Genomic DNA, 13902 nt, shown 5'->3' on the forward strand with positions numbered 1-13902 from the left:
TGACGTTCCTTCACTGGGAGTCGGTGCCGTAGCGCTTGCGCACCCGGGCCTTGAGGAGCTTTCCGGAGGCGGTGCGCGGCAGTTCGTCCGCGATCACCACCGACTTCGGGATCTTGTACTTGGCGAGCCGCCCGGCCAGCGCGGCCAGGACCTCGTCGGCGTCCAGGACGCAGCCCTCGCGGGGCACGACCACGGCTCGCGGCACCTCGCCCCACTTGTCGTCGGGCACGCCGATGACCGCGCACTCGACGATGTCGGGGTGGGCGAGGAGCTGGTCCTCGATCTCGGCGGGGTAGATGTTCTCGCCCCCGGAGATGATCATGTCCTTGATGCGGTCGACGATGAAGACGTAGCCGTCCTCGTCGATCCGGGCCGCGTCCCCGCTGCGGAACCAGCCGTCGGCGAAGACCGCGGCCGTCTCCTCGGGCAGCCCCCAGTAGCCGGGCATGACATGGGGGCCGCGGACCACGACCTCGCCGGGCTCGTCGACGTCGACGGGGGTCATGTCGGGGCGCACGACCCGTACGTCGCTGAAGAAGTGCGGTACGCCCGCCGACCCCGCCTTGCTCACGGCGTGCTCGGCGTCCAGGAACAGCGTGCCGGGGGCCGCCTCCGTCATGCCGTAGCCCTGGAGGAAGGTGAGGCCGCGCTCCTGGAACCGGGCGATGAGCGGGGTCGGCACCGGGGAGCCGCCGCAGGAGAGCATCCTGAGCGAGGACAGGTCGGCCTCCGCCCAGCGCGGGTGCCGGGCGATCTGGTCGAACATGGTGGGCACGCCGAACATGAACGTGATCCGGTGGCGTTCGATCAGGTCGAAGGTGGCGTCCGGGACGAAGGACTCGACCAGGACACAGGTACCGCCCTTGAGCAGGACGGGCAGGGTGAGCATGTTCAGCCCGGCCGTGTGGAACAACGGGGCGGAGACCAGGGCACGTTCGTCGGTGATGACGTCCTGGTCGACGAGCACGTTGACGGCGTTCCAGATGATGTTGCCATGGGTGAGCATGGCGCCCTTGGGACGGCCGGTCGTCCCCGAGGTGTACATGATGATGCAGGTGTCGTCGGCGGTGACCGGCTGGTCGATCGGCTCGGTCTCGGCCCCGGCCAGCAGCGCCTCGTACTCCGCGCCGATCTCGAGATACGTCCGTACGTCGGTGCCGTCGCCCGGCAGTCCCGCGACGAGCCCGGTGAACCCGGGCGCGTACACGAGGGCCTTGGCCCCGGAGTCCGAGAGCTGGTAGGCGATCTCGGGGCCCGCGAGGCGGGTGTTGAGCGGGACGAAGACCGCGCCGAGGGTGCCGGCGGCGAACAGCGTCTCCAGGTACGAGGGGTGGTTGGGCCCCAGGTAGGCGACCCGGTCGCCGCGGCGGACGCCGGCGGCGCGCAGGGCGTGGGCGAGCCGTGTGGTGCGCTCGTGGAGTTCCCCGTAGGTGATGCTCGTGTCGCCGTGGATCAGCGCGATGCGCTGCGGCGTCTTGCGGGCCCGGCGGGCCGGCCACGACCCCAGTCCCTCATTGCGCATGTCTGTTCCCCTGTCCGTCCTTGCACATGGGGGTGTCCCTCACGGTCTCGTCATGGCTTCGTCGTGACGGCCACGGTCATGGCTTCGTCAGTCCGAGCAGCCGGGCGGCGTTCTCCTTCAGGATCTTCGGCCTGACCTCGTCCTTGATCGGCAGCTTCTCGAAGTCCGCGAGCCAGCGGTCGGGGGTGAGGACGGGGTAGTCGGAGCCGAAGAGGACCTTGTCCTTGAGCAGGGTGTTCGCGTACTGCACGAGCTGCGGCGGGAAGTACTTCGGCGACCAGCCGGACAGGTCGATGTGCACACCCGGCTTGTGCGTGGCCACCGCCAGCGCCTCGTCCTGCCAGGGGAAGGACGGGTGCGCCAGGATGATCTTGAGGTGCGGGAAGTCGGCGGCCACGTCGTCGACGTGCAGCGGGTTGGAGTACTTCAGGCGGATGCCGCCGCCGCCCGGGACCCCGGCCCCGATGCCCGTCTGGCCGGTGTGGAAGAGGGCGATCGTGCCCGTCTCCTCGATGACCTCGTACAGGTCGTACGCCACCGAGCGGTCGTTCGGGAAGAAGCCCTGGATGCTGGGGTGGAACTTGAAGCCCTTGACCCCGTACTCCTCGACCAGCCGGCGGGCCCGCTTCACGCCCGCCCTGCCCCGGAAGGGGTCGATGGAGGCGAAGGGGATGAGCACGTCCGCGTTGGCGGCGGCCGCCTCGGCGACCTCCTCGTTGGGGACGGGCTCGGTGCCGGTCGCGGACTCGGCGTCCACCGTGAAGATCACGGCGGCCATCTTCCGCTCGCGGTAGTAGGCGGCCGTCTCCTCCAGGGTGGGCTTCCGCTTGCCCTCGACCTTGAAGTAGGCGGAGGAGGCGTCGTGGAGGTCGTCGGCCAGGGAGGCGTTGCCCTTGGAGGACACCTCGGCGTGGGTGTGGACGTCGATCGCGACGAGGTCCTCGACGTTCATGGCCTGGCTCATCACGCCTCCGGGATCTTCGGGGCGGGGATGCCCACCGTCTGCGGCTCGGCGCCCAGCGAGGTCGGCCAGACGTCGGCGAGGGCCTCGGGGGTCCAGCCGCCGTTCGCGTACGCCGCCTTGATCTCCTGCGGATGTGACCAGAGTGCCACCTTGTCGCCGCCGATGCCGATGGCCTGGCCGGTGACCCCGCGCGCCGCCTCGGAGGCGAGGAAGGGGACGAGGGCCGCGCAGTCCTCGGGGGTGCCGAAGCCCTCGCCCTTGCGCAGGAAGTCCGGGAACGGCGTGCCCTCGCGCAGGGCCTCGACGTACGGAGCGAAGACCGGGATGGTCTCGGTCATCGCGGTGGCGGCGACCGGGACGATCGCGTTGACCGTGATGTTCGCGCGGCCCAGCTCCATCGCCCAGGTGCGGGCGAAGGCCGCGATGCCGGCCTTGGCGGCGGCGTAGTTCGTCTGGCCGAAGTTGCCGCGCTGTCCCGCCGGGGAGCCGACGAGGATCAGGGAACCGCCCTCGCCCTGCTCGCGCATGCGGATCGCCGCGGCGCGGGCGCAGGTGAAGGTGCCCTTGAGGTGGGTGGTGATCACCGCGTCGAAGTCGTCGTCGGACATCTTCCACAGCACCTTGTCGCGCAGGATGCCCGCGTTGGTGACCAGGATGTCCAGCCGTCCGAACTCCTCCACCGCGCGGCCCACCAGCCGGTCGGCCGCCTCGGTCGTGCCGACCGGGACCACCTCGGCCACGGCCCTGCCGCCCGCCTCGGTGACGGACTTCACGGCCGCCTCGGCCACGGCCTCGTCGATGTCGTTGACGACGACGGAGGCGCCGGCGGCGGCGAGGGCCTGTGCGTAGGCCAGTCCGAGGCCACGGCCACTGCCCGTGACGACGGCGACCTTGCCGGTGAGATCGATGCTGGGCACGAGGGGTCCCTTCGGGTGGGGGTACGACGACGGGCGCCGGAGAGGCGCCGACTGCGACTGTGGGATCGAAGTTAAGAGCAATAGTTGTTGACGTCAATAGTTGTTGTTCCCCGGGCGTTGCGTCATGCTGGGGCGGTACGCAGGCTCGCCCCCGCCCGGGGCCTCGACCAGGGAGCACGCCATCGCCCGCCAGCAGACGCAGAACTCCGCCCCGATCGACGAGCGCGAGCCCTGGATGCGCGGCCTGCACGCCGACACGGGCTATCTGCTCTACCGCCTGGGGATGCGCTCCGGGCAGCTGTTCAACTCCTCCCTCCAGGAGTCGGGACTGCGGTTGCGGCACTACGCGCTGCTGCGCTTCCTGGCCACGGCCCCGGGAGCGCTCCAGCGCGAGCTGAGCGCGTCGCTCGGCTACGACCCGAGCGCGATCGTCGGTCTCGTGGACGACCTGGAGAAGCTGGGCTTCGCCGAGCGGCGCCCCTCCCCCGACGACCGCCGCAGCCGGATCGTCGTCCTGACCGAGAACGGCCGGTCCTTCCTCCGCGACACCGACGAGGCCGGACAGCGCGTCACGAACGACCTGCTGGACCCCCTCGACGCCGACGAGCGTGAGACCCTCCACGTGCTGCTGCAGAAGGTCGCCGAGGCCGGACTGGGGTGACGCCATGCCGATGACCTCCGACGCGCTCCCGTGGCCGGGACCGGTGTCGCGGCAGCCCTCGCCGCCGGGGGCCGCGCCCGGGCCGGCCGCGGGAGCCGCCCGCTCCGCGCCGGACCGGCTGCTCGCCGTCCTGGCCGCCTTCGACCACGAGCACCCGGCCCTCACGCTGAGCGACATCGGCCGCCGGGCCGGGCTGTCCCTGACCACGGCCCACCGGCTGGTCGGCGCGCTCACCGAGTGGGGCGCGCTGGAGCGGGACCCGTCCGGGACCTACCACGTCGGCCTGCGGCTGTGGGAGCTGGCGGCACTCGCCCCGCGCGGGCTCGCGCTGCGCCAGATCGCGCTGCCGTACCTGGAGGACCTGTACGAGGCCACGCACGAGAACGTGCAGCTCGCGGTGCGCGACGGCGACGAGGTCGTCTACATCGAGTGGCTCTCCGGGCGTTCGGCCGTCGGCGTCCACATCCGGGTCGGCGCCCGCTGGCCGCTGCACGCCACCGGAGTGGGGCTGGCACTCCTCGCCCACGTCGACACCGGCGCCCAGGAGACCTACTGCCAGGGGCCGTTGGCCTCCTTCACGCCCTACACCCTCACCGACGCGACCCGGTTGCGGCGGGTGCTGGCCGAAGTCCGCCGTACGGGGGTGGCCGTGAGCAGCCGTCAGGTCACCGAGGACGCGCTGTCGGTGGCCGCGCCGGTGCGCGGGCCGGGCGGCTCGGTCGTCGCGGCCGTGTCGGTGGTGGTACCGCAGGCGGGCGCCCAGGTGCCCGTGCTGTCACCGGCGGTCCGGGTGGCGGCCCGCGGGATCTCCCGCGCCCTGGGCTGGCAGCCGGACGAACCGCGCAGGGGGTCGCTGATCCCGGGCCGGGGCGCGCCCTCCCCATGACGTCCGCCCCGTCGCCGGGCGACGGGGCGGACGAGACCCTGCGGGCGGGCCGTACGGATCAGCCCGCCAGGCCCTCGTAGACGGCCGCGAGCATCATGAAGGCACGGTCGTCGGTGAGACCCTCGTCGATCATCTGGTTCATCACGTAGGCCACGGACATCCGGGCGTCGAAGTCGACCAGGACGATCGAGCCGCCCCAGCCGGCCCAGAAGCAGGTGCGGGGGTTGGGCAGCTGGCCGCCGTTCAGGCCGTAGCCCATGCCGTAGCGCATGGGGACGCCGAAGACGTTGTCCGTGCCGTCGAACTGTTCCTCCAGGGCCCGTTCGGCCCCCTTCTCCGACAGCAGCCGGACCCCGCGCGCCGTCCCGCCGCAGGCCAGGAGCGACTGCACGGCGGCGACCGAGCGGGCGTTGCCGTGGCCGTTCGCCGCCGGGATCTCGGCGCGGCGCCAGGCCGTGGCGTTGGCGGCGTCCGCCGGGACGGCCGGGTTGGGCGGCGGGCCGCTCGAGGGCGGGGAGGAGGGCGGCGGGATGATCGGCGCCACCCGGTGGTCGTGCTCGGCGGCGAGCCCTATGTGGAAGTCGGCTCCCAGCGGGCCCGTGACCTCCTCGGCGAGGAAGGTGCCCAGGCTGCGGCCGGTGACCCGGCGGACGATCTCCCCGAGCAGATACCCCTGGGTGACGGCGTGGTAGCCGGCCTGGGTGCCGGGCTCCCAGGCCGGCGCCTGCGCGGCGAGCCGCGAGGTGACGGTCGGCCAGTCGTAGAGGTCCTCCAGCGTGGTGGGGGCCTCGAAGCGGGGCAGGCCGGCCGTGTGCGCGAGCACATGACTGACGCGTACGTGCTCCTTGCCCGCCGCCGCGAACTCGGGCCAGTACTCCGCCACCGGCGCGTCCAGGTCCAGAGCGCCCCGGTCGGCGAGCATCAGCACGCACAGGGCGGTCATCGTCTTGGTGGTGGACCACACGTGCGTGATCGTGTCCCGCTCCCACGGGGTCGTGCGCGCCGCGTCGGCGTACCCGCCCCAGAGGTCGACCACCGGCTCTCCGTCCACGTACACGGCGACCGACGCGCCGACGTCCTTGTCGTCCAACGAGGCGGAGAGCGCCTGCCGCACCGCGGCGAACCGGTCCGTGCACGTACCGTGAGTCTTGGCCATGAGGGGCAAGGTAACGCGGGGCCCCCGGGCCGAGCCATCGATTAAACGCGGCGGCCGGCAGGGGCACCGGCCGTCGCTCAGCCGTGGCCGTCGATGCGCCTCAGGAACGCGCGCGTGCGCTGGTGTTCGGGGTCCGTCATGAGCTTCTCGGGGGTCCCCTCCTCCAGGATCACTCCGTTGTCGAACATGACGAGCCGGTCCGCGGCGGACCGCGCGAACCCCATCTCGTGGGTGACGACGATCATCGTCAGGCCGTCCTCGACCAGCTCCTTCATCACGGTGACGACCTCGCCGACCATCTCCGGGTCGAGCGCGCTGGTGGGTTCGTCGAACAGCATCAGCTCCGGCTTCATCGCGAGGGCGCGGGCGATGGCGACCCGCTGCTGCTGGCCTCCGGACAGGACGGACGGCCGCGAGGACGCCTTGTGCGCGAGGCCGACCCTGGCCAGCAGGGCGTGCGCCCGCTCCCTCGCCTCGTCCTTCGGCACACCGAGGACCTTCGTCGGGGCTACGGCCACGTTCTCCAGGGCCGTGAGGTGGGGGAAGAGGTTGAAGCGCTGGAAGACGAAGCCGATGGTGCGCCGGCGTTCGGCGATCGTCCTCGGCCGCTCCTCCACCAGGCGGTCCCGGCCGTCCTTGTACCCGACCCGGCGCCCCTGGACGAGGATCTCTCCCGCGTCGATGCTCTCCAGATGGTTGAGGCACCGCAGGAACGTGGTCTTCCCCGAGCCCGACGGCCCGACGACCACCACCACCTCGCGGGCCCGGACGTCCATGGACACACCGTCGAGCACCCGTGTGTCGCCGAACGCCTTGACCACCCCGCGCGCCGACAGCACCGCCGACGGATCCGCGGGGCCGGTCGGGCAGTTGCGGATCGGTGCGACACGGTCGTGCGGTTCGTTCACCCCTGTCGCCCTCGCGATCGGTTCCACGTCAGTACGCCTCCTTGCCCGTGAGTGTGGCTTCCTTGTCCGCGGTCTCGCTCCGTCGGCGGACGGGGCCGGAGCCCCCGCCCCTGCCGCCGCCGACGAACCGCTCCCGCAGGGAGGGGCCGGGAGGCGGGACGGTCCCGGGGTCGGCGAGTCTGCGCTCGATGAACCGCTGGACGAACGACCAGACCGTCGTCAGGGCGAGGTAGTAGCACGCGGCGACGAGGAAGATCTCGAACGTCTTGAAGGTGGCCGAGTTGATCGACTGGGCCGTCAGGAACATCTCCTGCAGCCCGATGACCGACAGCAGCGACGTCGACTTCATCATCAGGTTGAACTCGTTGCCCAGCGGCGGAACGACGATCCGCAGCGCCTGCGGCAGCAGGACCACCCGCATGGTCAGCGAGGGAGTCATGCCGAGGGCCTGCGCCGCCTCGGTCTGGCCGCGGTCGATGGCGTCGAGCGCGGCACGGATGATCTCGGCCATGTAGGCGGCCTCGTTCACCGCGAGCGTCAGGACGGCCGCCTGCACGACGCCGAGCAGGACGAGGCCGCCCACCTGGACGTCGGTGAACCGGTAGACGCCCGCCGCCGCGAGGCCGTTGTAGACGAGGACCAGCTGGACCAGCAGGGGCGTGCCCCTGATCAGCCAGACGTACGTCCGGCCGCACCAGCGCAGGCCGGCGAACCGGCTGCGCTGGGCCAGCGCGATGACGAGCCCGAACAGCACACCGAGCGTCTGGGCGACGACCGATATGTACACGGTGCGCCACAGTCCTTCGAGGAAGATGCCCGAAGGGGACAGCAGATAGTGCCAGAAGAACGGCCAGTCGAAGCCGGACACGGGGGCCGGACCGGCGAGCAAGGACGTGTCGATCACGTCATCCTCTCCCTGCTTGGGTGGAACGCGGGCGGGTGCTAACCGGCGATGTCGTCGCCCGTCAGGTTCCACTTCTTGAGGATGGCGGCGTACGCGCCGTCCTTCCGGAGGGCGGCGAACGCCTTCGTGAGGGCGTCGTGCAGCGCGGTGTCGTCCTTGCGGGTCGCGGCACCCACCTTGACGCGGTTGAAGGGCTCACCGGCGAGTGCGAAGGTGCCCGGCTGCTGCTTCATCACGTAGGCGGCGGTCTCCAGGGTCGTCCCGTAACTGTCGACCAGGCCGAGGCGCAGTTGCTGCAGGGCGTCGGTGTCCTTGTTGAACAGCCGGATGTCGACCTTCTGTCTCCCGTCCGCCCGGCACTTCTTCGACTGGGCGGCGAGATGGTCGGCGACGGTCGTACCCGTCTGGGCCGCCGCCTTCTTGCCGCACAGGTCGGCCACGCCCTTGATGCCCTCGCCCTTCTCGGCCGACACGACCAGGGTGTTGGAGGCGTACATGTACGGGACGAAGTCCACCACCTTCTCCCGCTCGGGCTTGATGTAGAGCTGGGTGATGATCGCGTCGCACTGTTTGGCCTGCAGGGCGGGGATGATGCCGTTGAACGCGGTGTTGGCCCAGTTCGCCTTGACGCCGAGCCGCTGCGCGAGCGCGTCGCCGAGTTCGATCTCGGCGCCCACCGGCTTCTGCGCCGCGTCGTAGTAGGTCAGCGGCGGCGCGCTGATGTCCGAGCAGTAGGTGATCTGCCCGTCCTTCACGAGGGTCCCCGCAGGCAGGTCGACCACGGGCGAGGCCGCGGACGAGGGCGCGGACGAGGGCGCGGTCCCGGCGGCGCCGCCGCACCCGGCGAGCACGGCCATGGCCGCGACGGCGGCACAGGCCGCCGGGAGTGTCGTACGACTGGCACGACGGAACGATCTTGCCATTGCCGGCCTCCTTCAGGGATTCACCGTGGTTGCGTGGGCTCTTAGTCAATGCGATAGTCGATGCCGTTGACTATGTAGGGAAGCTAGGGCGGGCGCTCGGAAGATGTCAAGGAATCTCCCGTAACAGGGCGGTTAACGACCATCTGCCGCGGGCGCTGGGGAAGGGAACCATGTCCGTACTCACCGAGCGTCGGCTCTCCGCCTCGGGCGGCGAATGGGCCGTCGCGACACCGCACTCGACGGCGAGCGACACCGCGGCCGACGTCCTGCGCGGTGGCGGCAACGCGGTGGACGCCGCGCTCGCGGCCGCCGCCATGCTGACCGTCGTCTACCCCAACCAGTGTTCGGTCGGCGGCGATCTCCTGGCGCTCGTGGGCACGGCCGACGGCGAGGTCCGGTTCGTCAACGCCGGCGGCCGGGCACCGCGGGCCGTCGACGTGCGGGAGCTGACGGACCGGTACGAGCGGATGCCCGTCCTCGGCGCGCTCCCGGTCACGGTCCCCGGCGCGGTGGCCGGCTGGGCCGCGCTCGCCGAAGCCTGGGGGACCCGCCCGCTCGCGGCGGCGCTCGCCCCCGCCGAGGCGGCCGCCCGCGAGGGCGTGCCCGTCGCCCCCGGGCTGGCTCTGGACCTGCGCAGGGAGCGCCCGATCCTGGCCCGTGACCCCGGGATGCTGGGCGTGTTCTTCGCCGACGGAGACGTCCTGGGGGCCGGCCGGACCCTGCGGCAGCCCGCCCTCGCCCGTACGCTCGCGTCGATCGCCGCGCAGGGACCGTCCGCCCTGTACGGCGGAGACGTGGGCCTGAGCCTGGTGAAACTGCTCGCCCGGCACGGCTCGGCCATGACGGCCGAGGATCTCGCCGAGCACAGGGTCCGGCTGTCGGAGACCCACGGCGCGGTGTACGACGGCGTCGAATACCTCTCCGGCGGCGACAACTCCCAGGGCCTGTACTTCCTCCAGGGCATGCGCGCGCTCGACGTGGTGCGCTCGGTGCGCGGGACGCTCGACCCGCTGGGCCGTGACGCGGGCGTGGTGGCGTCCGTGCTCGCCCAGGCCGCCGCCGACCGCGACAGCTTCTGCTGCGACCCGGAGTGGGAGGAGGCCACTCCTGCCGAGGAGTTGCTGTCGGCACCGTACGTGCGACGCGTCGCGGAGCGGGCCATGGCGGGCACACCGGTCGAACTGCTCGGCCGGCCGAAGGCGTCCGGCGACACCGTCGCCGTCGTCGTCACCGACCGCGACGGCACCTGGGTCTCCCTGATCCAGAGCGTGTTCCACTGCTTCGGCGCCGGGCTGCTCGATCCCGGCACCGGTGTCGTCCTGCACAACCGGGGTGCGTCGTTCTCGCTGGATCCGACGTCACCGAACCGGCTCGCCGGCGGCAAGCGCCCCCTGCACACCCTGATGCCGGTCCTGGTCCGGGAGACCGGCACGCTCGTCGGAGCACACGGCGTCATGGGAGGCCGCGCGCAGCCACAGGTGCACACCCATCTCGCCCTGCAGCTGGCCGCCGGCGCCTCTCCGGGGCGTGCCGTGTCGGCGCCGCGCTGGGTCCTCGGGGCCATGGAGGCCGGGGTCACGGAGGGCGCGGGCACGGTCAAGGCGGAGCGGGACGTGCCCGGCGCGGGCGTCGGCGCGATCGAGGGCGCGGGCTTCGCCGTCGACCTGATCGGCACGCACGACGACGGTGTCGGGCACGGCCAGTTGGTCCGCCGCGCGGACGACGCCGCCGGTCCGCGTCTGCTGGCGGCCACCGACCCGCGGGCGGACGGCTCGGCCGTCGCGGGCTGACCGGGGCCGTCGCGGTGCACCACTATGGAGGAGAACCGACATGGGGAAGGACATATGACGACCAGTGACGCCGGTACGGGCAAGGCCACGCGCCGGCCCCGGCTGCCCCGCGGCACCCTGAGCCAGGAGACGATCGTCGAGGCCGCGTTCCGGGTGGCCGACTCGTCCGGCATGGACAAGCTGACGTTCTCGGCGCTCGGCCGCGAGCTGAGCGCTCATCCGACGGCGATCTACCGGCACTTCCGCAACAAGGACGAGCTGTTGCTGGCCCTCATCGACGCCCTGCACGAGGAGGCGCTGGCGCACACGCCTCCGCCGACGGACGACTGGGCCCACGACCTGATGCAGATCGCGGTCCACACCCACCGCGCGTTCCTCCGGCACCCCCGGGTGGGCGCCCTCGCGGCCGCGCGCACCGCCCGCCGGGAGAACGAGTTCCGTACCGTGGAACGGAAGCTGGACTGCATGCGCCGCGCGGGTCTCGACGACGACGACGCGGCCCGTTACTACCGGGTCTTCGCCGATCTGGTGCTGTCCTACAGCGCCATGGACGCGAGCCTGGCGTCCCTGTCCCCCGAGATCCGGGACGCGGATCTCCGGGCGTGGAAGACGGACTACCTCGACCTGCCGCCCGAGAAGTTCCCCCACATCGCCCGACTGGCCCCGCGCTTCAAGGCGTTGGACGACCCCGAGAACTTCGTCACCGCCGTCCGGGCGGTCATCGACACGATCCGGGCGAAGGCGAACGCGCGGGCGTAGGCGGCGGTCCGCCGGGGCACGGCGGACCGCCGGGACACGACAGGGCACCCCGCGTCCCCGCGGGGACCCGTCCCGCCGCGCCCCTCGGGTTCCGCAGCGCCTCGCGGGTTCCGCGGCGCCTCGCGAGTCCCGGCTGCACTTCGCGGGTCCCGCCGCTTCCCCTCGCGGGTCCCTCGGCACCCCTCGCCGGTTCCGCGGCACCCCGCAGGTCCCGCAGCCCCTCGCCGGTTCCGCGGCACCCGCACGTCCCGCCGCACCCCTCGCCGGTTCCACCGCACCCCGCACGTCCCGCCGTCCCTCGCCGGTTCCACCGCACCTGCGCGGTCACGGGACCTCGCCGTGCGGCGCGTGCGGCCGGCCCTCATCGCCGACGGCCGCCTCGACACGCCGCCCCGGCGGGCGGACCCGGCCCTCGGCACTCCCCGGGCGCACTTCCCCTGCCTTTCACCGCGCAGCGGCCGGCGTTCACACCGGGTCGGCCCACCGCCGCCCCGGTGCGACCTGCCAGGTCGTCCGCCGCGAGGCTCCGTGCCGCCCACCGCCGGACGCGGTTCGGCCGTGATGTGAACGCCGGCTCCCTCTCGCGGAAAAGAGGTGAACTCGGCCCGCGCGCAAGGACTTTCTCCGCTTCAACTCTTGACGACGGCAGCGCCGCAGCGCACATTGACCGCACGCTCTGCTTTTGAGAGCGCTCTCAGGACGGGACTCCACGGAGCGCTCCCCCCCACCCCACCCGCGCACGTCACTCCGTACACCCGAAGAGGCCGCTATGAGTGAACCCTCCGGCATACCCCTCGGACGTCGCCGCCCGCTCAGGCGCGTGTTCCTCGCCATGGCCGGCGCGCTGGCGCTGGCCACGGCGTGGGCGACGACCGCGCAGGGCGCCGCCCCCACACCGCCCGCAGGCTGGACGCAGGTCTTCGCCGACGACTTCAACGGCACCGCCGGCACCGGCGTCAACACCTCCAACTGGCAGTACGCCACCGGGACTTCGTACCCCGGAGGCCCTGCCAACTGGGGCACCGGCGAGGTCGAGACCATGACGAACAGCACCAGCAACGTCTCGCTCGACGGCAACGGCAACCTGCGCATCACCCCGGTCCGCGATGCTGCGGGCCGGTGGACCTCCGGCCGGATCGAGACCAACCGCACCGACTTCCAGCCCCCGGCGGGCGGGAAACTGCGGGTCGAGGCACGGCTCCAGATGCCGAACGTCACCGGCACCGCCGCCGAGGGCTACTGGCCCGCCTTCTGGATGCTGGGCGCCCCCTACCGGGGCAACTACCAGAACTGGCCGAGCGTCGGCGAGCTGGACATCATGGAGAACGTGCAGGGCCGCAACCAGGTCTGGGCCACGATCCACTGCGGCACCAGCCCCGGCGGCCCGTGCAACGAGACGACCGGCATCGGCAACTCCACCGCCTGCCCCGGCACGACCTGCCAGTCCGGCTTCCACACGTACACCATGGAGTGGGACCGCTCGGTGACCCCCGAGACGATCCGGTTCTCGGTCGACGGCACCCAGTTCCACTCGGTCAACGCGAACCAGGTCGACGCCACCACGTGGACCAACGCGACCAACCACGGGTTCTTCATCATCCTGAACGTGGCGATGGGCGGCGCGTTCCCGGACGCGTTCGGCGGCGGCCTGGACGGCGACACCCGCTCCGGTGTCCCCATGGTCGTCGACTACGTCCAGGTGCTGTCGGCCGGCGGCGGCACCACCACCCCTCCCCCGACGGGCACGCGTGACGCGTACAGCACCATCCAGGCCGAGTCGTACAACGGCCAGAGCGGCACCCTCACCGAGACCACGACCGACACCGGCGGCGGTCAGAACATCGGCGCGCTGGCCAATGGCGACTGGGCGCTCTTCCAGAACGTGAACTTCGGCTCCACCGGCGCGACACAGTTCGTCTCGCGGGTGGCCTCCGGCGCCAACTCGGGGGTGAGCGGTCTGGTCGAGGTCAGGATCGACAGCCGGGCGAACGCACCGGTGGGCAGTTTCTCGATCGCCAACACCGGAGGCTGGCAGTCCTGGCGGACGGTCCCCGCGAACATCAGCCGGGTGACCGGCACCCATGACGTCTATCTGACCTTCACCAGCGGCCAGCCACAGGACTTCGTGAACGTGAACTGGTTCAACTTCGGCCGCTGAGCGGCCGGTCGACCCGTACCAGGAAGGGGCTCCACGCATCGGCGTGGAGCCCCTTCGCCGTGCGGGGCCGGGGTGGTGTCGATGCCGTCGGCGGAGTGGTTCGAGGAACAGCCGCGCGAATGTCGCGCGCGTGTGCTGCCGCCGTCCGTGCGGGCCCGCGTGGCGGTCGGGGCGGGGATCGGTCCGACCTGGTACCGCTACGTCGGTGACCACGGCCGCGGCGTCTCTCCCCGCACTTCGGCGCCTCCGCCGACGCGGAGACGCTGTTCGCCGCGTCCGGCTCCACCTCCGAGCACGTCGTCGCCGCCGCGCGGGAATCACGCGCCGCCGTGCGCGGTTGACGCGAGCGCCTGA

The 13902-nt window shown here is 72.0% G+C and carries 12 protein-coding genes and 1 pseudogene; 6 read left to right on the forward strand and 7 right to left on the reverse strand.

Annotation, left to right across the window (positions count from 1 at the left end; translation table 11 throughout):
* Positions 1-10: 10 nt before the first annotated feature.
* The 3 genes from SCAB_RS07365 to SCAB_RS07375 all read right to left on the reverse strand — a co-directional run bounded on the left by SCAB_RS07365 (position 11) and on the right by SCAB_RS07375 (position 3403).
* The gene (locus SCAB_RS07365; protein WP_012999427.1) at positions 11-1522 is read right to left on the reverse strand and encodes an acyl-CoA synthetase; all 1512 of its coding nucleotides are present in this window, start codon (positions 1520-1522) and stop codon (positions 11-13) included.
* Positions 1523-1598: 76 nt separating this feature from the next.
* Positions 1599-2474 (reverse strand): amidohydrolase family protein, encoded by an 876-nt coding sequence (locus tag SCAB_RS07370; protein WP_037729931.1) that lies wholly within the window; start codon positions 2472-2474, stop codon positions 1599-1601.
* 11 nt (positions 2475-2485) lie between these two features.
* The gene (locus SCAB_RS07375) at positions 2486-3403 is read right to left on the reverse strand and encodes an SDR family NAD(P)-dependent oxidoreductase (protein ID WP_012999429.1); all 918 of its coding nucleotides are present in this window, start codon (positions 3401-3403) and stop codon (positions 2486-2488) included.
* Between the two features lie 235 nt (positions 3404-3638).
* On the opposite strand from SCAB_RS07375, the gene SCAB_RS07380 reads away from it, so the two are divergent.
* Positions 3639-4064, forward strand: a complete 426-nt coding sequence (locus SCAB_RS07380) for a MarR family winged helix-turn-helix transcriptional regulator (RefSeq protein WP_037729932.1) — start codon at positions 3639-3641, stop codon at positions 4062-4064.
* Between the two features lie 4 nt (positions 4065-4068).
* Entirely contained in the window at positions 4069-4950 is an 882-nt protein-coding gene (locus tag SCAB_RS07385; RefSeq protein ID WP_012999431.1) for an IclR family transcriptional regulator, read from the forward strand.
* 58 nt (positions 4951-5008) lie between these two features.
* Here SCAB_RS07385 and SCAB_RS07390 read toward each other — a convergent pair whose 3' ends face one another.
* From SCAB_RS07390 to SCAB_RS07405, 4 genes are all read right to left on the reverse strand, one after another.
* Positions 5009-6106 (reverse strand): EstA family serine hydrolase, encoded by a 1098-nt coding sequence (locus SCAB_RS07390; RefSeq protein WP_012999432.1) that lies wholly within the window; start codon positions 6104-6106, stop codon positions 5009-5011.
* A gap of 77 nt (positions 6107-6183) precedes the next feature.
* Entirely contained in the window at positions 6184-6984 is an 801-nt protein-coding gene (locus SCAB_RS07395) for an amino acid ABC transporter ATP-binding protein (protein ID WP_046773296.1), read from the reverse strand.
* 58 nt (positions 6985-7042) lie between these two features.
* A complete protein-coding gene (locus SCAB_RS07400; protein WP_012999434.1) occupies positions 7043-7918 on the reverse strand; it encodes an amino acid ABC transporter permease in 876 nt (291 codons plus the stop codon).
* Between the two features lie 38 nt (positions 7919-7956).
* Positions 7957-8841, reverse strand: coding sequence for an ABC transporter substrate-binding protein (locus SCAB_RS07405; RefSeq protein ID WP_012999435.1), 885 nt, complete (start codon positions 8839-8841; stop codon positions 7957-7959).
* A 170-nt stretch (positions 8842-9011) separates the two neighbouring features.
* Between SCAB_RS07405 and SCAB_RS07410 the strand changes: the two genes are divergently transcribed.
* The 4 genes and pseudogenes from SCAB_RS07410 to SCAB_RS48345 form a co-directional block, all read left to right on the forward strand.
* Entirely contained in the window at positions 9012-10631 is a 1620-nt protein-coding gene (locus SCAB_RS07410) for a gamma-glutamyltransferase family protein (protein ID WP_012999436.1), read from the forward strand.
* Positions 10632-10685: 54 nt separating this feature from the next.
* Positions 10686-11390: a TetR/AcrR family transcriptional regulator C-terminal domain-containing protein gene (locus SCAB_RS07415; RefSeq protein ID WP_041668944.1), complete on the forward strand. Its 705-nt coding sequence runs from the start codon at positions 10686-10688 to the stop codon at positions 11388-11390.
* A 769-nt stretch (positions 11391-12159) separates the two neighbouring features.
* On the forward strand, positions 12160-13548 hold the full coding sequence (locus tag SCAB_RS07420; RefSeq protein WP_037729885.1) for a glycoside hydrolase family 16 protein: 1389 nt from the start codon (positions 12160-12162) through the stop codon (positions 13546-13548).
* Positions 13549-13611: 63 nt separating this feature from the next.
* Positions 13612-13889: pseudogene (locus tag SCAB_RS48345) on the forward strand (transketolase-like TK C-terminal-containing protein); the annotation flags it as partial.
* Positions 13890-13902: the final 13 nt, after the last annotated feature.

It is taken from the genome of Streptomyces scabiei 87.22 (assembly GCF_000091305.1).
GTDB classification, from domain to species: Bacteria; Actinomycetota; Actinomycetes; order Streptomycetales; family Streptomycetaceae; genus Streptomyces; species Streptomyces scabiei.